This window comes from Micromonospora sp. NPDC047730 (assembly GCF_043204765.1).
In the GTDB taxonomy this organism is placed as follows: Bacteria; Actinomycetota; Actinomycetes; order Mycobacteriales; family Micromonosporaceae; genus Micromonospora.
Genome location: NZ_JBIDCU010000015.1, coordinates 84,250 through 103,159 on the forward strand (window position 1 = coordinate 84,250; position 18,910 = coordinate 103,159).

Sequence of the window (18,910 nt, forward strand, 5' to 3'; positions counted from 1 at the left end):
CGCGCCACCGCCCGCCGCCGCACCGGCCTGCGCGTGACGGTGCGGGCCCGGTCGGCCCGCCCGTCGGCGGACCGACCGGCCCCGCCGCCTCAGCCGTCGGCGAGCAGCCGGTCGCGCACCTCGCGGCGCAGGATCTTGCCGATCTGCGAACGGGGCAGGTCCTCGACCAGGACGACCCGGCGGGGCACCTTGTACGCGGTGAGGTGCTGCCGGCACGCGGCCCGGACGGCGGCCTCGTCCAGGTCGGCCTCCTCGTGCGGCACGACCGCCGCCACCACCTCCTCGCCGCCGTGGGCGCCGGGCAGGCCGACCGCCGCGGCGTCGCGCACGCCGGGGACGCGGCGCAGCGCGTCCTCCACCTCGGACGGGTAGACGTTGAACCCACCGGTGATGATCAGCTCCTTGATCCGGTCGACCACCGTGACGAAGCCGTCGGCGTCCGTCACCACGATGTCCCCGGTGCGCAGCCAGCCGCCGGGCAGCAGCACCGCCGCCGTCTCCTCCGGGCGGCGCCAGTAGCCGGCGAACACCTGCGGTCCCCGGACCAGCAGCTCGCCCGCCTGGCCCGGCTCGCGGTCGTGCGCGGGGTCCTCCGGGTCCACGACGCGGATCTCGGTGGACGGGAACGGCACCCCGACGGTGCCGGGACGCCGGGCGGGGGAGACCGGGTTGCCCAGCGCCACGGGGGAGGTCTCGGTCAGGCCGTAGCCCTCGACGAGCAGCCCGCCGGTGACCGACTCCCACACCTCGACCGTCGCCGGGGGCAGTGCCATGGCGCCGGAGATGGCGTACCGGGCCGAGGTGAGGTCGACGCCGCGTTCCCGGGCCGCGGTGGCGAGCTTCTCGTAGATCGGCGGGACGGCGGGCAGGAACGTCGGCGGGCGACGGCGTGCCGCCTCCAGGGTCTGGTCGAGGTCGAAGCGGGGAAACAGCACCAGCGTGGCGCCGATGCCCACCGCGAAGGTGAGGCACAGCGTCAGCCCGTACGCGTGGAACAGCGGCAGTACCGCGTAGACCGTCTCCGCGCCGTCGCGCAGGCCCGGCACCCAGGCGCGGCCCTGCGCCGCGTTGGCCCGCAGGTTGCGGTGGGTCAGGACGGCGCCCTTCGGCGTGCCGGTGGTGCCGCCGGTGTACTGCAGCAGCGCCGTGTCGTCCGGGCCGGGGGCGGGGTGCCCGGCGGCGAGCGGCGGGCCGGCGGCGACCAGGCGCTCCCAGGGCAGCGTCCCCGGCGCGGGCGCGGTCATCGCCGCGCGGGCGGCGCGCGCCCGGGGCAGCGGGAGCCGCAGTGCCCAGCGCTTGCGCCGGGGCAGCGCCCGGGTCAGGTCCACCGCGACCACGGTCTCGACCGCCGTGGCGCCGGCGGTACGGCGGACGAGGGGCGCCACCTTGTCCCAGACGACCGCGACGCGGGCGCCGTGGTCGGCGAGCTGGTGTGTGAGCTCCTGTTCGGTGTAGAGCGGGTTGTGCTCCACCACCACCGCGCCGAGGCGCAGCACGGCGTAGAAGGCCACCACGTGCTGCGGACAGTTCGGCAGCACCAGCGCCACCCGGTCGCCCCGGTCGACGCCGAGCCGCCGCAGCGCCTCCGCCGCGCGGCCGACCTGGTCGAACAGGTCGGCGTACGTGGTGGTGGCGCCGAAGAAGTCGAGGGCGACCCGGGGACCGAACCGGTGGGTGGCGTCGCGGAGCAGGTCGACCAGCGACTCGTCGCACGGCGGGATGGTCGCCGGCACGCCCGGGGCGTAGCTGCGCAGCCAGGGCCGCTCCGCACTCAGCTCCATGTCTCTCCTCCGCACCTCACGCGCCGCCGGGCCTACTTCACGGTAACCTACGGTCACGTAGGTATTGGTCGGGGTCCCCGCCGGACGGGCGCCGGCCGTAGACTCCGACGATGCGGGATCGGCGGGTGGCGGTGCTCTGGTCGGTTTTCGTCATCGTCGCCGCGGGGTCGTCCGCGCTCGTGACGCTCCGCCCGGACCGCCTCTCCGACCTGCACATCTACCGGGGCGCGCTGCTGCACCTGCACGCCGGCCGACCGCTGTACGACTTCGTCGCCGAGAACGGCGGGCCGTTCACCTACCCGCCGTTCGCGGCGCTGGTGCTCTGGCCGGTCGCCGCCGTCCCCGAGGGGGTCGCGCAGGGCATCTGGCTGGCGCTGACCTGCCTCGCGGTGGTCGCCATCGCGATCCCGGTGGGCCGCCTGCTCGCCCGCCCCGGGCCCCGGCGGGCCCTCGTCGTGCCGGCCATCGCCTGCGCCCTGATGCTCTCCGCGCCGGTGCAGAGCAACCTCCGCTTCGGCCAGGTCAGCATCTTCATCGTGCTGCTCGCGCTGCTGGACGGCATGGGCGTCGTCCCGGCCCGACTCCGGGGCGTGCTCGTCGGGGTGGCCGCCGCGATCAAACTGACCCCGCTGCTGTTCGTCGTCTACTTCCTCGCCACCGGACGCTACCGGGACGCCGGGCGGGCCGTGGTCACCTTCCTGGGCTGCGCAGCGTTGGGGGCGGCGGTCCTGCCGGCGGCGAGCTGGACGTACTGGACCGAGGCGATGCGCGACACGGCGCGGATCGGCAACCTCGCCTCGCTCGGCAACCAGTCGGTGCACGGCATGCTGCTGCGGATCGGGCTCGACGAGGCGTCCCTGCCGCTGCTCTGGGCGGCCCTGGTGGCCGTTCTCTGCGGGGTGGCCCTGCTGCGGGCGCGGCACCTCGCCGCGCACGGGCGGCCCGGGCACGCCGCCGTGCTCGTCGGGTGCGCCACCGTCGCCGCGTCCCCGGTGTCCTGGACCCACCACCAGATCTGGCCGGTGCTGGCGGCGATGCTGCTGATCGGCGCCGAGGGGATCGCCCGGCGGGTGGCCGGCGGCGCGCTGCTGGTGGCGATGGTGGTCTCGCTGGGGGTGGTGCTGGCCCCGGTCTCGACGACCCCCGGGATCCAGTTCCTCTTCGAGAACGCCCGGGCGCTCGGCGTCGGGGTGCTCTGCCTGGCCGGGTTCGGCGGGGCGGCACTGGCCGTGGCGGGCGCGGGCCGGCGGCCCCGGGCGGCCCGCGGCTGGCTGCGGGTGGGCACCACCGCCGCGCTGGCCGTGGCGTTCTTCGCCGTGCAGCCGCTGCCGGCCGGTGCCGACCCGACGTTCAAGGCCTACACGCTGTCCGACGTGGACAATCCGCGCTACTTCTTCGTCTGCCGGGGCCCGGTGCAGTGCGCCGCGTACGGCACCGACGCCCCGGTGACCTTCGGCACCCGGCGCGAAAAGACCAAGGTCCGGGTCAACGGGGTGGTGTCGCCGGCGGTGGCCCGGCTGGAATACCACTCCGCCCCCGGTGGTGCGCCCCGGGTCATCCCGCTGCTGGCGGCCCATCCGGGGCCCCGGACGTTCTCGTTCCGGTCGGCGACCATGGCCCACGGCCGGCTCGTCGCCTACGCCGCCGACGGGCGACCGATCGCGACCTACGACGAGGAGCTGGCCGCCGCGCTCGACGTCACCGGCGCCCGGCGGAGTGGTGCATCGCCGGCCGTCCCTTAACCACCGCCAGCACGACGACCGCGAGCAGCGCCACCGCGCCGATGACCACCAGCCAGCGCACCGCCTCGAGGAGCAGCCCGAGCAGGACGAGCGCGCCGGCGATGACGGCGACGACCCAGAGCATGGCCCGCATGTCCACCTTCCGTGACTCCGGCCGCGTCGTGCGGCCCCCGCCCGCCTTCCCGGTCCGGCCCGCACCATGCGGCGCGGACCGCCGAAACGCCTGGTCAGGTGGCCTGTCAGAGCTGGGCGACGTACACGGTGTTGGTCGACTCCCCGCCGGTCAGCGGGTTGGCGAACGGGACGACGTGGGCCCGCGCGGTACGGAACACCGCCGCGAGTGCCTCCTCGAACGCGGCGTCGGGCGGGTCGTCCGACCAGAGGGCGAACACCCCGTCCGGGTGCAGGTGGGCGGCGAGCCGGCGCAGGCCGTCCGGGGTGTAGAAGGCGGCGTGGGTGGGGTGCAGCACGTTGCGCGGCGAGTGGTCGACGTCGAGGAGCACGGCGTGGAACCGCCGTCCCGGCGCCTGCGGGTCGAAACCGGTGCCGTCGGCGACGGCGGCGAAGAAGTCGGCCCGCACGAAACGGGTCCGCGGGTCGGCGGCCAGCCCGGCGGCGAACGGCAGCAACTCGCGGCGGTGCCAGTCGATGACGTCCTCGATCGCCTCCACCACCAGCAGCGAGCCGACCCGCTCGTCGGTGAGCGCCGTGCGGGCGGTGTAGCCGAGGCCGAGGCCGCCGACGACCACGTCGAGGTCGCGCCCGGCCAGCGGGGCCAGCCCCAGCCGGGCCAGCTCGATCTCCGCGACGGGGAAGAGGCTGGACATCAGGAACTCGTCGTCGAGCTTGACCTCGTACACCTCGACGTCGAGCGACGGGTCGCGGCGCCGACGCAGGCTGATGAGGCCGATCGGGGTGTCCCGCCAGGCCAGTTCCTCGAATCGCACGCCCACGGGCCCGGATGCTACCGGGCGGCGCCCCGAGGACCGGCCACCGGCGCGCATTCCTTCCGTCCGGCCGGGTATGCGCGCTCGTCGAGGGCCGCCGACCGGGGGCCGGACAGGGAGCGCGCACTGTGGCGGAGATGCTGGCCGGACGGCTGCACGTGGCGGACCGGGTGCTGCGGATGGAGTCGGTGCGGGTGCCGGAGCCGGAGCGCGGGCAGGTGCGGATCAGGGTCGAGGCGGCGGGTGTCTGCCTGTCGGACGTGCACCTGATCGACGGCACCCTCACGCCGCTCTACCTGCCCGGCGACGTGGTGACGCTGGGCCACGAGGTAGCCGGGGTGGTCGACGCGTTCGGCGACGACGTCGAGGGGTGGGAGCCGGGCCAGCGGGTGCTGCTCCAGGCGGGGGAGCGGGACCGGCGCGGCACGGTGTTCACCCGGGGCGTGGACTACGACGGCGGCTGGGCCGAGTACGCCGTGGCCCGGGAGGACACGGTGGTGCCGATCCCGGACGACCTGCCGTTCGAGCAGGCCTGCATCATCCCGGACGCGGTCTCCACCCCCTGGGCGGCGGTGACGGACACCGGGCGTACCCGGCCCGGGGAGGCGGTCGCGGTGTGGGGCGTGGGCGGCCTGGGCGCGCACGCCGTCCAACTGCTGCGCCTGGTGGGCGCGGCCCCGGTGATCGCGGTGGAGCCGCTGGCGGCGGCGCGGGACCGGGCGACGGTGCTGGGCGCCGACGCGGCGCTCGACCCGGCCGACCCCGGGTTCCGCGACGCCGTGCTCGAGTTGACCGGCGGGCGGGGGCTCGACGTCGCGTTCGACTTCGCCGGGGTGACTCCGGTCCGGGAGCAGGCGCTGACCGTGCTCGCCCGCCGGGGCCGGCTGGTGCTCGCCGGGATCGCCAACAAGCCGGTTACGATCGCGTCGGACAGCCCGTTCAACTACTTCCAGCAGGCGCTGCTCGGCCACTACGGCTCGGAGTCCGAGCACGTCGAGCAACTGGTGTCCCTGGCCCGGCAGAAGCGGCTCGACCTGAGCGCGTCGATCAGTGACGTGCTGCCGCTGGGCGAGGCGGAGGAGGCGGTGCGGCGGGTGCACACCAAGGAGGGCAATCCCATCCGGCTGATCCTGCGTCCCTGAGCGGCGCCGGCCCGCCGGGTCGCCCCGCGACTCCGCCCGCCGCTGGAGCTGGCGTCACGGTCGCACCGCCGCCCGGCCGGGTCGGTCTGCCCGGCCGCGCCGGTCGGGCCGGTCGGGCCGGTCGTGCCGGTCGCGTCGCCGGCGCCGGCGCGGCACACCGGCACTCGTCGTCCGGTCGGCTCGGGCGCGGCGCCGGCGGTCGCGCAGCAGCGCGCCGACCGCGGCGGCGGCCACCGCTCCCGCCACGATCCAGAGCAGCGGGCTGGTCCGCACCTGCCCGGGGAGCTGCTGGCCGAGGACGAAGATGCCCATCGCCGCCACGAACCACCCGAACGCCCTGCGCAGCACGTCCTCGGGGACGTGCCCGGCGAGCCGGCCGCCGGCGAGGCTGCCGGCCACGGCGGCGGCGGTGACCGCGGCGGCCAGGCCCCAGTCGACGCCGACGGTGGACAGGTAGCCGGCCAGGCCGGCGAGGGACTTCATCGCGATGACCACGAGCGAGGTGCCGACCGCGACCGGCATCGGCAGGCCGCCGAGCAGGGCGAGGGCGGGGACGACCAGGAAGCCGCCGCCGGCGCCGACCAGGCCGGTGACCAGGCCGACCACGGCGCCGTCGAGCACCACCCGCAGCACCGGCAGTTCGTGCGGCACGGGCCGGCCGCCGCCGCGGTCGCGCCGGCCGCGGATCATGGCCGTCGCGGTGGCGAGCATCATCAGGGCGAAGCCGGCGAGCAGGACCGCGGCCGGGACGAACGCGGCGAGGCGGCCGCCGGCGTACGCGCCGGCCATGCCCGCGGCACCGAAGACCAGGCCGGTCCGCCACCGGATGCGACCCGCGCGGGCGTGGGGCAGCACGCCCACGGCGCTGGTCACCCCGACGACCAGCAGCGAGGTGGCGATCGCCTCCTTCGGTGGCAGGTCGGCGACGTAGACCAGCAGCGGTACGGCGAGGATGGAGCCGCCCCCGCCGAGCAGGCCGAGGGTGATCCCGATGAGGACGGCCAGCCCGACGGTCAGCGCGAGGCCGCCGGTCACGACCGCCGCCCGGTTGTCGACCCCGCACGCAGCTGGCCGACGACGGTGTCGAGGTCACAGCTGGCGCCCCGGTTGTAGGGCAGCTTGCCGAGCAGCATGCCCATGACGCAGGTGTTGGTGACGGCGGCGACGGTGAGCCCGGCGCCGATGAAGCCGGCTACCCACTTCAGGCCGGGCACGAACACCGAGCCCAGGATGCTGACGAGGACGATCGACCCGGCGACGAGCCGCACCTGTCGCTCCAGGTCCCAGCGCGGGGCGCCCTGGCTGATCGGCGCGTGGGCGGCCTGCCAGGCCGTCATGCCGCCGCGCAGGACCATGAGGCGGGGCAGCCCGACCCCGGAGAGGGCCTGCTCGGCCTGGGTGGCGCGGGCGCCGGAGCGGCAGATCAGCACCACGTCCTCGTCGAGGTGGTGGCGCAGTTCCTCGCGGTGTTCCTTGAGCAGGTCGAGCGGGACGTTGTAGGCACCGGGGATGTGTGCGGTCTCGAACTCCGCCGGGGTGCGCACGTCCAGCAGGCGGGGCGCGCGGCCGGAGTCGATCAGCTCGCGCAGGGCGGCGGCGTCGAGGACGGCGGGGCGGGCGTTCTCCGAAGTGCTCATTCTTCCTCATTCGGGGTGTGTCGCGCGGATTCTGGGCAGGGACCGGCCGGCCGCGGCGGTTTCGCGGCGGCCGACACCGGGCAGGGGGTGGCCGGCCGAAGCCGCTTCGCGGGGGCCGACCGGCGCAGGGGGCTGGCCGGCGCAGGGGGCTGGCCGGCGCAGGGGGCTGGCCGGCCGCCGCCGTCGCGGCGGCCGGCGGCCAGGTTCAGGTCAGGCGCCGCCGACCATGGCGACGCCGGCGGCCTCGGCCCGGGCGAACGCGTCGTCGAGCACCACGACCTCGCGGCCCGCGTTCGCCAGCAGCGACGCGGCGGCGGTGGCCCGGTATCCGGAGCCGCAGTGCACCCAGACCACGCCCGGGGGCACCTCGGCGAGCCGCGTCCGCAGGTCGGGCAGGGGGATGTGCACGGCGCCCTCGACATGACCGGCGCGCCACTCGTTGGTCATCCGGACGTCGAGCACGACGTCCGGGGCGGGCAGCCCCGCCGGGGTGTCGCCGGCGCGGGCGGCGGCCAGCGCGGAGAAGTCGGCGGTCCGCAGGTTCCGCAGCTGCCCCGGGTCGGCGGCCCACTGCTCGGCCGTCCCGGTGGCCTGGGCGGCGGGCCGGTCGATGCCGATGCGGACCAGTTCGCGCTGGGCGTCGGCGACCTGCGCCGCGGTCTCCGCGAGCAGGGTGATCGGTGCGCCCCAGTCGACGAGCCAGCCGAGCCAGGTCGACATCGGGCCGTCGAGCCCGAGGCTGACGGTGCCGGCCAGGTGTGAGGCGGCGTACGCCTTGCGGTGCCGTAGGTCGACGACCCACTGGCCGTCGGCGATCCGCTCGCGCAGCGCGGCGGCGTCGGCCCGGGCGACCGGGGTGAGGTCCACGGGCGCCGGACCGGCGAGGTTCGCCACGCCCATGTGGGCGTAGTACGCCGGGTAGGCGTCGAGCCCGGCCAGGGTCTCGGTGACGAACTCGTCGGCGGCCAGCCGCAGCACGGGGTTGGCCCGCTTCTCCCGGCCAATGGTCGACTCCGGCGCGTCGGCCTGGCTGGCCGAGCAGAAGCTGCCGAATCCGTGGGTCGGCCACACCTCGGCCCCGTCGGGCAGCAGGTCGGCCAGCCGTTTCGCCGACGCGTGCTGGTGGTGGGCGAGTTCGTGGGCGTGCTGCGCGCCGAGCAGGTCGGTGCGGCCGGTGGTGCCGAAGAGCAGCGAGCCGCCGGTGAACACCCCGACCGGCCGCCAGTCGCCGTCGTCGGCCTCGTCGAGCGCGTACGACAGGTGGTGGAAGGTGTGCCCCGGCGTGGCCACCACCCGGAGCCGCATCGCGCCGGAGACGGGCACGGTGTCGCCGTCGGCGACCGGGGTCCGGTCGAACCCCACCTCGTCGTGCGCGGCGACCAGGTAGTCGGCGCCGGTCAGCCGGGCCAGTTCCAGGCCGCCGGAGACGTAGTCGTTGTGGATGTGGGTCTCCACCACGTGGGTGATGCGCACGCCCTTGGCGCCCGCGAGGTACATGACCCGGTCGATGTCGCGCTGGGGATCGACGACGATCGCCACCCCGCCGTCGGAGGCCAGGTAACTGCGGTCGCCGAGCGAGGACGTCGCGATGACGGACACCTCAACTGCCATTGTCGTGCTCCTTGTGGGATCCATACCCCGGGGGGTATCCGACGGGCACACGTCCGCGGTTGTCGACGTGTGCGCACTGCTTACCCACCCACGTCGCTGTCACGCGACGTGGGTGGCCGTGCTCCGTGCCGGTGTGCTCAGGCCAGCGAGAGGAAGAGCTTCTCCAGCTCCTCCTCGGTCATCTCCGGCGCCTCGCCGCGCTCGCGGGCGGCGTTGCAGTGCCGCATGCCGGACGCAATGATCTTGAAACCGGCCCGGTCGATCGCCTTCGACACCGCGGCGAGCTGGGTCAGCACGTCGCGGCAGTCCTGGCCGCTCTCCATCATCTCGATGACCGCGTTGAGCTGCCCCCGGGCCCGCTTCAGGCGCGTCAGCGCGTCGCTCGTCATCTCGGGTCGAAGCTTCACCCCGCACCTCCTCGTCACCCACTATACCCCCGGGGGTACCCGACGACACCATGCTGTCCCCGGGGGGTACGACAGGTGCCAGGCCCCGGGGTGCTCCCTGGCTGGCCTGATCAGCCCGAGCGCCTACCCCGGGGTGACGCCGGCGAAGGCGGGGGCCGTGCCGCCGCGACGCAGGGTCCTCGGGACATCGACGGAACGCTTATCCTGTGCCCCGACCGCACCACCGGAAGGGATCCCATGCCGTCGCGGCAGGACCAGCTGCACTCGTACCAGTTCACCGTCCAGCGGGCGGTCGCCGCCCTGGTGATGCGGGAGACCGACCCGGCGCAGTCGCCGTTCCGGCGGCTGGCCGGCGCGGCCCTGGCCAGCGTCCTGGTCGCGGCCATCGGCCTGGGCGGTTTCGCTCTCTACGGCCTCTTCGCCGGTGGTGGCAAGACGTGGCGCGACCCGGGCGCGGTGATCGTCGAGAAGGAGTCCGGGGCCCGCTTCGTCTATCGGGAGCAGAAGCTGCACCCGGTGCTCAACTACGCGTCGGCCCTGCTGATCATCGGCGCGGACCGGCCGAAGACCGTGCTCGTCTCCCGCCGCGCCATCGACGGGGTGCCGCGCGGGTTGCCGCTGGGTATCGCCGACGCCCCCGACTCGCTGCCCGCGCCCGGACGATTGTCGACCGCGCCGTGGACGGTCTGCTCCGTGGCGGCCCCCGAGGACAACCGGTCGACGCCACGGTCGGCGCTGCTGATCGGCGTGGCCGGCGACGGCGGCCGGGCGCTCGGCGAGGACGCGCTGCTGCTGCGCCACCCCGACGGCGCGCTGCACCTGGTCTGGCACCAGCGTCGCTACCTGCTGCGCGACCCCAACCGGGTGTTGGCCGCCCTGGCGGCCACCCGGGCCCGGGCGGTCCCGGCGGCGCCGGCGCTGCTCAACAGCCTGCCGGCGGGCGCCGACCTGGCCCCGCTGGCCCTGCCCGCCGAGGGGGAACGCTCGGCGCGGGTGTCCGGGGCGCGGATCGGCGACGTCTACCTGGTACGCAACTCCGGTGGGGGCCGGCAGTACGCCGTCGCCTTGCGGGACGGCCTGGCGGGCATCACCGAGTTGCAGGCCGGCCTGCTGCTCGCCCGCACCGGGCAGGGCGAACCGGAGCCGATCACCCTCGGGCGCTTCGCCGCACTGCCGAAGCTGCCCGACCTCGCGCCGACCGGCCCGACCGCCCCGCCGACCGCGCCGCCCCGCCTGGCCGCGCCCGACGGGTCCGCGCTCTGCGTCCGGGTCGGTGACGACGGGGGCGCGACCGAGGTCAGGCTCGGCGTGGGGCTGCCCGACCTCGCCGCCGCGCCGCGCACCCCGCCTCCGGCGTCCGGCGGCGGGGTGCACGCGGACCACGTCGTGGTGGAGCCGGGCCGGGGCGCGGTGGTCGAATCGGTCGCGGCGCCGGGCGCGCCAGGCGGCGCGGTCTCCGTGGTGACCGACCTGGGACGGCGGTACGTACTCGCCGGCGGCGAGGTGCGCGGGATGCTCGGCTACCGCGACATCCGGCCGCTGCGGCTGCCGGCGGGCCTGGTCAGCCTGGTGCCCGCCGGCGCCACGCTCGACCCCGCCGCCGCGCGGGTCGTCGCCACCCCCGCCTGACCCGGCCGGCGAAGCCCCGGCTCATGCGAAGCCCCGGCTCATGCGACGTCGCGGCTCATGCAACGCCGCGGCCCAGGCGGTGGGGCGGGCTCAGGCGGCGGGGCGACGCAGCACGGTGACGGCGAAGTCGGCGTCGTCGCGCCAGGGGCGCAGGTCCCAGGTGGCGAAGCGGTGCTCCAGCCGCAGCCCGGCGGCGACGGCGTCGGCGTCGAAGTCGGTGAGCGGATAGCCCCGGTCGGTGCCGAAGCCCACCGCCACCACGCCGTCGGGTCGCAGGTGGGCGGCGATCCGGCGGAGCACGTCCCGCTCGGTGCCGGGGGCCACGAAGGCCAGCACGTTGCCGGCGACGACCACCGCGTCGAACGGCTCCGGCTCCCCGGCCGCCGCCAGGTCCAGCTCGGCCAGGTCGGCCACCAGCCAGCGCGGGCCCAGGTGGTCGGCGCTGGCGGCCTCCACCAGCGCCGGGTCGGCGTCCACGCCGACGACCGCGTGCCCCCGGGCGGCCAGCGCCGCGCCCACCCGGCCGGTGCCGGAGCCGGCGTCGAGGATCCGGGATCCCGGCGCGACCAGGGCGTCCACCAGCCGGGCCTCGCCGGCCAGGTCCGCCCCCTCGGCGGCCAGCCGGCGGAACCGGTCGATGTACCACTGCGAGTGCTCCGGACCGGTCTCGGTCACCCAACGGGTCGGCTTTCCCATGCCGCCACGGTAGCCGGATCCGGCCGGCCCTCCGGCGGCGGGCACACCTGCGCCGACGGGGATCACGCCCACGGGTGCCGAAGGGCGGGCCCACCGCGCGGCGGGTGCACCGCGCGGGCGTCCGGGGCCGGCGGGTCCAGCACCCCGCCGAGCGGACGGCCGGGCGACGCTCCACGGCGCGCCGCCACGCCCGGCCCGTGGCACCGGTCGGCGCGGGTCAGGTCAGCGCGAGGAACGTCGCGGCGGTGAGCGGGGCGCCGGCGACCGCCCCGGCGACCACCTGGGCCACCGTGTGGTCGCGCAGGCGCACCCGTGACCAGGCCACCGCGACGACCAGCGACCAGAGCGCGTGCAGCGCGGGACCGAGGAGCAGGACGAGGACGGCCACCGAACCGGCGGCGGTGGCGGCGTGCACGCTGAGCTTCCACCAGTGGTTGACCGCCGTGACGACCGCCCCGTTGACGAGGGTGGCGACCATCAGCGCGACCAGCAGCCGGGGCGCGTCGAGGGCGGCCAGCAGCGCGATGCCGACCGCGACGGAGGCCAGTCCGAGGGCCAGGGGGCGCAGCCGCTGCGTGTGGTCGCCGATGTGCCGGTCGGTCAGCCAGCCCCGGCGTACGCCGTACAGCACCATGCCGACCGGGATCACCGCGCAGAAGACCAGGGCGGCGCCGCCCCAGCGCAGCACGCCGCCGAGGCTGCCGGTGGCGCGGGCCGCCACCACCAGCGGCATGACGGTGACCAGCACGCTGGGCGCGAGGACCTCCGTGACCAGCCGGGCCGCCCGGCGGCCGGGGCTCCGGTCAACCGGGTCGACGCCGACCGGTGCCGCGTCGACCGGCTCCGCGGCGGGCGGCTCTGCGCCGGTCAGGCCGGCGCCGGGCGGGGCCGCCGCGGGCGGGACGCCGGCCTTGGTGCTGGTGCCGGTGCCGGTGCCGGTGTCGGTGTCGGTGTCGGGTGAGGCTTCCACCCGGGACATCCTTGGCCGGCGGTCGCCGCGCGGCAACCCCGTCCCGCCTCAGCCCTTCTCGGCGCCGCTGGTGAGCCCCTCCGTGAGCAGCCGCTCGCTGGCGAAGAAGAGGATCACGATGGGCAGGGTGAGGATCACCGAACCGGCCATCAGCACCGTCTTCGGCACCTCGACCCCGTCCGCCAGCTGTGCCAGCCCCAGCGACACCGTCCACCGGTTCGGCTTGTCGACCAGGAAGAGCAGGGCGAAGAGGAACTCGTTCCAGGCGATCATGAAGTCGTACAGGGCGACCGCCATGATGGACGGCGCCGCCAGGGGGAGGCTGACCCGACGGATGATGCCGAGCCGCCCCGCGCCGTCGATGGCCGCGGACTCCTCCAGGCTGACGGGGATGGTCTCGAAGTAGTTGCGCAGCATGTAGACCGAGACCGGCAGGGTCTGCGAGATGTAGACCAGCACCAGGCCCAGCAGCGAGCCGCGCAGCCCGGCCCGGGTGAAGACCACGAAGAGCGGGATCGCGATGACGATCGACGGGAAGAGGTAGACCGCCAGGAAGAGGAAGTCGACCTGCCGCCGGCCGAAGAACCGCAGCCGGGCGACGGCGTACGCGCCGGGGATCGCCACGGCCAGCGTCAGCAGGGTCGCCGCGACGGCGACCAGGCCGCTGTTGCGCATGAAGGTGAGGAAGCCCTGGCCGCCGTCGTCGGCGGCCCTGACCACCTCGGCGTACGTGTCGAAGGTCAGCTCGCCGAGGCCCACCACCAGCGAGCCGGGGTCGAGCAGCAGCCGCTCGATGGGGCGCACCGAGAGCACCAGCATGTAGTAGAAGGGGAAGACGGTGACCAGCAGGAACGTGGCGATCACCAGCCGGCGCAGCCAGCGCAGGCCCACCGTCTCGATCCGGTCCCGGTCCATCAGTCGACCCTCCGTCCACCGAAGAAGCGCAGGTACACCAGCACGAACACGATCAGCACCACCGCGAGCACGACCGCCTGCGCCGCCGCCGCGCCGATGTCCGTCCGCGCGGTCAGGAACTCGTAGACCCGGACGCTGACCACCTCGGTGCCGGCCGCCCCGCCGGTGAGCAGGTAGACGTCGTCGAACTTGTTGAACGTCATGATGAACCGCAGCACGCCCAGCAGGCCGATCACCGGCAGCAGTTGCGGCAGCAGGATGTGCCGGAACCGCTGGGTGGGGGTGGCCCCGTCCACCCGGGCGGCCTCCTCCAGCTCGCCGGGCACGGCCTGGAGCCGGGCGAGCAGGAACAGGAACGCGAACGGGAAGTAGCGCCACGCCTCGAACGCGATGACCGTGGCCAGGGCCGTCGACTCCTGGGACAGGAACGGCACCGGGGTGTCCCAGCCGAGGAACCGCCGGCCCCAGTCGTTGACGACGCCGAGCTGGGGGTCGAGCATCACCTGCCAGACGAAGGTGACCGCGACCACCGGCGCCACGTACGGCAGCAGCATCGACGCGCGCACGAGGGTGCGGCCCCGGAACGGCCGGCGTACGACGAGCGCCGCCACCAGGCCGAGCACGATCGAGCCGGCGGTGCTGGCCACGCTGTAGACCAGCGTGGTCCAGAGGGTGTCGGCGAAGCCCGGGGTGTTCAGGACCCGCTCGACGTTGTCCATCGTGAACTCGCCGAAGAGCCCGGTGCGGCGCAGCGTGGCGAGGCGTACCCGCTGGAAGGCCAGCACGACGGTCCAGACGATGGGGATGCCGATGACCGCGACCACGACGAGCAGGGTCGGGGCGACCAGTGCGAGCCCGGCGCGGGCCTCGCGGCGGCGCAGGGTCAGCGGCCGGCGACGGGGGGCCGGGGCCGGCCGCTCCCGGGTGGGGGAGCGGCCGGTGCCCGGCGCGGCGGTGGTCAATTGACGCCCGCCTTGATCGCCTCCACGTCCTTCTTCGCCCGGCCTGCGGCTGCGGCGGCGTCGGTCTTGCCGGCGACCACGTCGTTCAGCGCCTTGGGCACGGGCAGCTCGCCGAGGATCGCGCCGACCAGCTTGCCCTGGCCCTGGGTGAGGCCCCAGCGCTGGAAGGTGTCCGGGCTGCGCCGCAGGCCGGCGAGCACCTCCTCGCCGTACACGTCGGCGAGCGGCTTCTTGGCATCCACCCCGGCCTGGCTGGCGTTCCAGGCGGTGAGGAACTTCTCCGGCTCGGCCGCGGTGCCCTTGCGGACGGGGAAGCGTCCCTCGGGCGACATGCCGAACCAGCGCGGGTAGGCGTCGCCGAGCATGTGCTCCACGAAGGACTTCGCCGAGTCGGCGGCGGCGCCGTCGAGCACGGCCCACGAGCTGATCTCGCCGTACTGGGCCGGCGCGGCGCCGTTCGGGCCCTTGATCGCGGTGACGAAGCCGCTGTTCTTCGCCAGGTACGTCGGGTCGGCCTGGCACTGTGGGCAGGTCGGCCTGGCGTCGTTGCGCAGCCCGGCCAGCTCGTCGAGGATGAACGGCGACCAGATCAGCATGGCTGCCTTGCCGGCGAAGTAGGTGGCCCGCGTGGTGTCCACGTCCTGCGCGCCCTTCACGGAGCTGGTGCGCATCAGGTCGCCGTAGAACCGGAACGCCTCGACGCACTCGGGGGAGTCCAGTTTCACGGCCCCGGCGTCGTCGGTGAGCTGGCAGTTGTTGGCCAGCGCCAGGTGCTCGAAGGTCTGCTGGGTGAACACGTCGCCGGGGGCGGTGGCGGCGGTGATGCCGGCGACGCCGCCGGTGTTCAGCTTCGTGGCGGCGGCGGCGATCTTCTCGTACGTGTCGGGGGCGGGCAGCCCGGCGGCGTCGAACAGGTCCTTGCGGTAGACGAGCAGCTGCCCCCAGCCGTCGCTGGGCACGGAGAGCTGTCTGCCGTCGTCGGCGGTCAGCTCGAGCGCGCGCGGCGAGAACGTCTGCCGGCCGAGCGCCTCGACGACCTCCGCGTTCGCCGAGGGGTGCAGCAGTTCGTTGCCGGCGAGGGTGCGTACCCCGGCCAGCGACACCGAGCCGACCACGTCGGGCAACTCGCCGGCGGCGGCGCTGGAGGCGATCAGCGAGGGGAACTGGTCCTCGTTCACGGTGACCAGGTCGACCGTGATCCCGGTCCGGGCGGTGAAGTCCGCGATGATCGCCTTGGTGGCGGTGACCCGGTCGGCCACGTCCTCCAGGCTCCACACGGTGATCTTCTTGCTGTCGCTGTCGGTTTCCTCGTCGCCGCAGGCGAGCAGGCTGGCCCCGGTGACTGCCATGATCAGGGTGGCGGCGAGTATCCGCATCGGAGGTGCTGACATCGGTGGCACTCCTCTCGAAGGGTATACAAGGGATTCAACGCCTTCGATTGATCAATTACAAGACATATACCGATTTTCTGCCTACGATGGAACCCAGTGCTACCGGGATGTGACTCATGGTCAACTGGGTTGTCTCTCTGGCCGGGCCCCGACGGATCAGCCTCGAGCCCTGCCCCCCGGATCCGCTCGGGCCCGGTCAGGTCCGCGTCCGCACCTGCTACTCCGGCATCTCGGCCGGCACCGAGCTCACCCTCTACCGGGGCAGCAACCCCCGGCTGAGCAAGGACTGGGACGACGTCAGCCGGATGTTCGTGCCCCGGCAGACCTCCGTGCCGTACCCGCTGGTGGGCTTCGGCTACGAGGAGGTCGGCGAGGTCGTCGAGGTCGCGCCCGACGTGGCCGACCGGCGGGCGGGGGAGGCGGTCTGGGGCATCTGGGGGCATCGCGCCGAGGCGGTCGTGGCAGCCGAGGCGGTGCACCCGCTGCCCGCCGGGCTGGATCCGCTCGCGGCCGTCTTCGCCCGCCCCGGGGCGATCGCCCTCACCGCCGTGCTCGCCGGCGACCTGCACCTCGGTGACTGGGTCGGCATCTTCGGGCAGGGCGTCATCGGGCTGCTCGCCACCCGCCTCGCCGCCCTCTCCGGCGCCCGGGTGGTCGCCGTCGACCGGGTGCCCGCCCGGCTGGCGCACGCCACCCGCCTCGGCGCGCGCATCGCGGTCGACGCGGGCGCCGAGTCGGCCGCGGCCGTGCTGCGCCGGGCCACCGGCGGCCGGGGTGCGGACGTCTGCCTGGAGCTGTCCGGGGCCTACCCGGCGCTGCACGAGGCGATCCGCTCCACCACCCACGCCGGCCGCGTCGTGGCCGCCGGCTTCTACCAGGGGCAGGCCGACGGGCTCGGCCTGGGTGAGGAGTTCCACCACAACCGGATCCAGCTGGTGGCGGCCCAGGTCTCCGGGCCGACCCCGGCTCCCGGCATGGCCGGCCGGTGGACCGGAGCCCGCGTCGCACACACCTTCATGGACCTGGTGGCCGAGGGCAGCGTCGACCCGCTGCCGCTGGTGAGCCACGTCGTGGACGCCAGCGCGGTGGCCGACGCGCTGGCGCTGCTCGACCGCGGTGACGGTGACGCCCTCCAAGTGGTGCTGAGGTTCCGATGACGATTCCCCTGGCCTGTCAGGAGCAGCTCCTGCCGGGCACCGACCTGATCCAGAAGTACGCGCTCGCCACCGCGCTCGGCTACGACGCGATCGAGCTGCGCGGCCGGGGCGACCTCGGCCTCGCCCGCCGGCTGCCCGAGCTGCGCCGCGCCCGGGCGGCCGGGGTGGTCATGCCCACCGTCTGTGTCGAGATGGACCACTTCATCGGCGACTTCGACCCCGGGCGGTCCCGCGACGCGGTGCGCAACCTGCGCTCGCAGCTCTCGGTGATCGCCGAGCTCGGCGGCGTCGGCGCGATGACCCCGGCGGCGTGGGGGATGTTCTCCCGGCGGCTGCCGCCGTTCGAGCCGCCCCGTTCGCCCGCCGGCGACCGGCAGGTGCTCCTCGACGCCCTCGGCGAGCTGGGCGAGCACGCCCGCGCCGAGGGGGTCACCCTCTTCCTGGAACCGCTGAACCGGTACGAGGACCACATGGTCAACCGGCTCGACGACGCGGTGGCCCTCTGCGCGGCCGTCGGGCTGCCCTCGGTGCGGGTGGCGGCGGACACCTTCCACATGAACATCGAGGAGGACGACGTGCACCGGGCGCTGCGCGCCGCCGCGCCCTATCTCGGGCACGTGCAGGTCAGCGACTCCAACCGCTACCAGCCGGGCGCCGGCCACCTCGACTGGCCGGCCCTGGTGCGCACCCTGCTGGAGATCGACTACCGGGGCTGGCTGGCGCTGGAGTGCCGGCTGCGGGGCGACCCGGTCCGCGCCCTGCACCAGGCCGCCGCGCACGGCGCCGGACTTCGAGCCGCTGCGCTACTGGCGCGGGCCGAGCTGGATGAACATCAACTGGCTGGTGCGCCGGGGGCTGCTCACCCACGGCCGCCCCGACCTGGCGGCCGGCCTGCGCGACTCGATGATCGAGCTGGTGGCCCGCTCCGGCTGCCACGAGTACTTCCACCCGGACACCGGCGCCGGGCTCGGCTCACCCGCCTTCGGCTGGACCGCCGCGCTGCTGCTCGACGTCCTCGCCGACGACCGGACCGGCTGAGCCTGCCGCTCGGCGCCCGCCAGTATGACCCGCTCGACCTGGTCGGGGTGAACTCGTCCCGCTCGTCGCCGCCGGGCGCGTACGCGGCCCGGTTGCGTCGTTTGCCGGCGGCGGGCGCGGGTATGCGCGGGGCCGGTGACGACAGGAGGGCGCCGTGCGGTTTCCCCTATTCGTCGACGCGGTGTCCCGCCGGGCGGGGCTGTCGACCGCGCAGTCTGCCACGATCGCCCGCGCCGTGCTGCAGACGATGGTGGAGCGGATGACCGGCGACCGGTCGGGCGACCTGGCCGGGCACCTCCCCGACGAGCTGGACGGCTACCTGACCGGGCCCGACCCCGCCGACGGCCGGCCGGCCCCCCTCGGGCCGGCGGAGTTCCTGCGCCGCGTGGGGGAGCGGGCCGGAGTGGACGAGGCCACCGCCCGCGTCGGCACCGGCGCCGTCTTCGCCACCCTGCGGGAGGCGGTCACCGTCGACGAGTTCCGCGACATGGTCGCCCGGCTGCCCGGGGACTTCGACGGCACGAGCCAGCCGATCCCCCGCCCGCCATATGACAGCTGACGACCCAGCCGGTCATCCGTCGTTCACAAAGTCGTCTGTGGACATCGACCCCGGTCGCAGGAAGACTGAAGGTCCACGAGCCGTTTGGCCGGAGAATCGTCGGCCGGCTCGCAAGTAGACGGAAGCTCCTCTATGCGCTAGAGGGATGATCGGACGGTTTTACCCATCCGTTGCGTGAGGGGTCCGTCGACTGTTCGGATGGACTCTAAACGATGATCTTTCCCGCCATGCATCGAGCCTTATGCTGCTTCCATTGTGAAGTCCTGGGGGGGATCGATGGTTGCGTTTGTCGAACGCTGCGCGCTGTCCATGAGCGGGTCCGCCAC

General features: G+C 74.8%; 17 protein-coding genes and 2 pseudogenes. 7 read left to right on the forward strand and 12 right to left on the reverse strand.

Translation table 11 applies throughout. The features are described from left to right. Positions 1–89: 89 nt before the first annotated feature. Positions 90–1,781 (reverse strand): long-chain-fatty-acid--CoA ligase, encoded by a 1,692-nt coding sequence (locus ACGF5G_RS27410; RefSeq protein ID WP_393267853.1) that lies wholly within the window; start codon positions 1,779–1,781, stop codon positions 90–92. 110 nt (positions 1,782–1,891) lie between these two features. On the opposite strand from ACGF5G_RS27410, the gene ACGF5G_RS27415 reads away from it, so the two are divergent. Then, entirely contained in the window at positions 1,892–3,523 is a 1,632-nt protein-coding gene (locus tag ACGF5G_RS27415; RefSeq protein ID WP_393267856.1) for a glycosyltransferase 87 family protein, read from the forward strand. Here ACGF5G_RS27415 and ACGF5G_RS27420 read toward each other — a convergent pair. Together ACGF5G_RS27420 and ACGF5G_RS27425 are read right to left on the reverse strand one after the other, a co-directional pair. Then, positions 3,480–3,656 carry a hypothetical protein gene (locus ACGF5G_RS27420; protein WP_393267858.1) on the reverse strand — a complete coding sequence of 59 codons (177 nt, stop codon included), beginning with the start codon at positions 3,654–3,656 and terminating at the stop codon, positions 3,480–3,482. The genes ACGF5G_RS27415 and ACGF5G_RS27420 overlap by 44 nt on opposite strands. 106 nt (positions 3,657–3,762) lie before the next feature. After that, positions 3,763–4,476, reverse strand: coding sequence for a spermidine synthase (locus tag ACGF5G_RS27425; protein ID WP_350711869.1), 714 nt, complete (start codon positions 4,474–4,476; stop codon positions 3,763–3,765). Positions 4,477–4,607: 131 nt separating this feature from the next. Here ACGF5G_RS27425 and ACGF5G_RS27430 point away from each other — a divergent pair, with 131 nt between their 5' ends. Further along, positions 4,608–5,612 (forward strand): zinc-binding dehydrogenase, encoded by a 1,005-nt coding sequence (locus tag ACGF5G_RS27430; RefSeq protein ID WP_393267995.1) that lies wholly within the window; start codon positions 4,608–4,610, stop codon positions 5,610–5,612. 186 nt (positions 5,613–5,798) lie between these two features. On the opposite strand, the pseudogene ACGF5G_RS27435 reads toward ACGF5G_RS27430, so the two are convergent. The 4 genes and pseudogenes from ACGF5G_RS27435 to ACGF5G_RS27450 form a co-directional block, all read right to left on the reverse strand. After that, positions 5,799–6,647: pseudogene (locus ACGF5G_RS27435) on the reverse strand (sulfite exporter TauE/SafE family protein); the annotation flags it as partial. Then, positions 6,644–7,249: a rhodanese-like domain-containing protein gene (locus ACGF5G_RS27440; RefSeq protein WP_393267860.1), complete on the reverse strand. Its 606-nt coding sequence runs from the start codon at positions 7,247–7,249 to the stop codon at positions 6,644–6,646. The pseudogene ACGF5G_RS27435 and the gene ACGF5G_RS27440, both read right to left, overlap by 4 nt. Positions 7,250–7,459: 210 nt before the next feature. Further along, complete coding sequence (locus ACGF5G_RS27445) at positions 7,460–8,860, reverse strand: rhodanese-like domain-containing protein (protein WP_393267863.1); 1,401 nt, start codon at positions 8,858–8,860, stop codon at positions 7,460–7,462. A gap of 137 nt (positions 8,861–8,997) precedes the next feature. Beyond that, positions 8,998–9,267, reverse strand: a complete 270-nt coding sequence (locus ACGF5G_RS27450) for a metal-sensitive transcriptional regulator (RefSeq protein WP_393267865.1) — start codon at positions 9,265–9,267, stop codon at positions 8,998–9,000. A 237-nt stretch (positions 9,268–9,504) separates the two neighbouring features. On the opposite strand from ACGF5G_RS27450, the gene eccB reads away from it, so the two are divergent. After that, positions 9,505–10,896, forward strand: a complete 1,392-nt coding sequence (eccB, locus tag ACGF5G_RS27455) for a type VII secretion protein EccB (RefSeq protein ID WP_393267867.1) — start codon at positions 9,505–9,507, stop codon at positions 10,894–10,896. A 90-nt stretch (positions 10,897–10,986) separates the two neighbouring features. Here eccB and ACGF5G_RS27460 read toward each other — a convergent pair whose 3' ends face one another. The 5 genes from ACGF5G_RS27460 to ACGF5G_RS27480 all read right to left on the reverse strand — a co-directional run bounded on the left by ACGF5G_RS27460 (position 10,987) and on the right by ACGF5G_RS27480 (position 15,830). Then, entirely contained in the window at positions 10,987–11,592 is a 606-nt protein-coding gene (locus ACGF5G_RS27460) for a class I SAM-dependent methyltransferase (protein ID WP_393267869.1), read from the reverse strand. A gap of 217 nt (positions 11,593–11,809) precedes the next feature. Beyond that, positions 11,810–12,562 (reverse strand): phosphoesterase PA-phosphatase, encoded by a 753-nt coding sequence (locus ACGF5G_RS27465; RefSeq protein ID WP_393267872.1) that lies wholly within the window; start codon positions 12,560–12,562, stop codon positions 11,810–11,812. Positions 12,563–12,610: 48 nt separating this feature from the next. Next, positions 12,611–13,477, reverse strand: coding sequence for a carbohydrate ABC transporter permease (locus tag ACGF5G_RS27470; protein WP_357462124.1), 867 nt, complete (start codon positions 13,475–13,477; stop codon positions 12,611–12,613). Continuing rightward, entirely contained in the window at positions 13,477–14,439 is a 963-nt protein-coding gene (locus ACGF5G_RS27475; protein ID WP_393267875.1) for a carbohydrate ABC transporter permease, read from the reverse strand. Before ACGF5G_RS27475 ends, ACGF5G_RS27470 begins: the two co-directional genes overlap by 1 nt. Further along, the gene (locus tag ACGF5G_RS27480) at positions 14,436–15,830 is read right to left on the reverse strand and encodes an ABC transporter substrate-binding protein (protein ID WP_393267877.1); all 1,395 of its coding nucleotides are present in this window, start codon (positions 15,828–15,830) and stop codon (positions 14,436–14,438) included. Before ACGF5G_RS27480 ends, ACGF5G_RS27475 begins: the two co-directional genes overlap by 4 nt. Positions 15,831–15,946: 116 nt before the next feature. On the opposite strand from ACGF5G_RS27480, the gene ACGF5G_RS27485 reads away from it, so the two are divergent. The 4 genes and pseudogenes from ACGF5G_RS27485 to ACGF5G_RS27500 all read left to right on the forward strand — a co-directional run bounded on the left by ACGF5G_RS27485 (position 15,947) and on the right by ACGF5G_RS27500 (position 18,584). After that, complete coding sequence (locus ACGF5G_RS27485) at positions 15,947–16,987, forward strand: zinc-binding alcohol dehydrogenase (RefSeq protein ID WP_357696895.1); 1,041 nt, start codon at positions 15,947–15,949, stop codon at positions 16,985–16,987. Then, positions 16,984–17,733 (forward strand): annotated as a pseudogene (locus ACGF5G_RS27490) (TIM barrel protein); the annotation flags it as partial. The gene ACGF5G_RS27485 and the pseudogene ACGF5G_RS27490, both read left to right, overlap by 4 nt. A 79-nt stretch (positions 17,734–17,812) precedes the next feature. Next, positions 17,813–18,025 carry a hypothetical protein gene (locus ACGF5G_RS27495; protein ID WP_393267998.1) on the forward strand — a complete coding sequence of 71 codons (213 nt, stop codon included), beginning with the start codon at positions 17,813–17,815 and terminating at the stop codon, positions 18,023–18,025. Between the two features lie 181 nt (positions 18,026–18,206). Beyond that, positions 18,207–18,584 (forward strand): DUF2267 domain-containing protein, encoded by a 378-nt coding sequence (locus tag ACGF5G_RS27500; protein ID WP_393268000.1) that lies wholly within the window; start codon positions 18,207–18,209, stop codon positions 18,582–18,584. Positions 18,585–18,910 lie beyond the last annotated feature (326 nt).

Excerpts from the sequence above, each read along its gene's own strand:
- ACGF5G_RS27445 (WP_393267863.1), bottom strand. The coding sequence starts at position 8,860 with ATGGCAGTTGAGGTGTCCGTCATCGCGACGTCCTCGCTCGGCGACCGC.
- ACGF5G_RS27470 (WP_357462124.1), bottom strand. The coding sequence starts at position 13,477 with ATGGACCGGGACCGGATCGAGACGGTGGGCCTGCGCTGGCTGCGCCGG.
- ACGF5G_RS27415 (WP_393267856.1), top strand. The coding sequence starts at position 1,892 with ATGCGGGATCGGCGGGTGGCGGTGCTCTGGTCGGTTTTCGTCATCGTC.
- ACGF5G_RS27420 (WP_393267858.1), bottom strand. The coding sequence starts at position 3,656 with ATGCGGGCCATGCTCTGGGTCGTCGCCGTCATCGCCGGCGCGCTCGTC.
- ACGF5G_RS27460 (WP_393267869.1), bottom strand. The coding sequence starts at position 11,592 with ATGGGAAAGCCGACCCGTTGGGTGACCGAGACCGGTCCGGAGCACTCG.
- ACGF5G_RS27480 (WP_393267877.1), bottom strand. The coding sequence starts at position 15,830 with ATGTCAGCACCTCCGATGCGGATACTCGCCGCCACCCTGATCATGGCA.
- ACGF5G_RS27495 (WP_393267998.1), top strand. The coding sequence starts at position 17,813 with ATGAACATCAACTGGCTGGTGCGCCGGGGGCTGCTCACCCACGGCCGC.
- eccB (WP_393267867.1), top strand. The coding sequence starts at position 9,505 with ATGCCGTCGCGGCAGGACCAGCTGCACTCGTACCAGTTCACCGTCCAG.
- ACGF5G_RS27485 (WP_357696895.1), top strand. The coding sequence starts at position 15,947 with ATGGTCAACTGGGTTGTCTCTCTGGCCGGGCCCCGACGGATCAGCCTC.
- ACGF5G_RS27440 (WP_393267860.1), bottom strand. The coding sequence starts at position 7,249 with ATGAGCACTTCGGAGAACGCCCGCCCCGCCGTCCTCGACGCCGCCGCC.
- ACGF5G_RS27430 (WP_393267995.1), top strand. The coding sequence starts at position 4,608 with ATGCTGGCCGGACGGCTGCACGTGGCGGACCGGGTGCTGCGGATGGAG.
- ACGF5G_RS27410 (WP_393267853.1), bottom strand. The coding sequence starts at position 1,781 with ATGGAGCTGAGTGCGGAGCGGCCCTGGCTGCGCAGCTACGCCCCGGGC.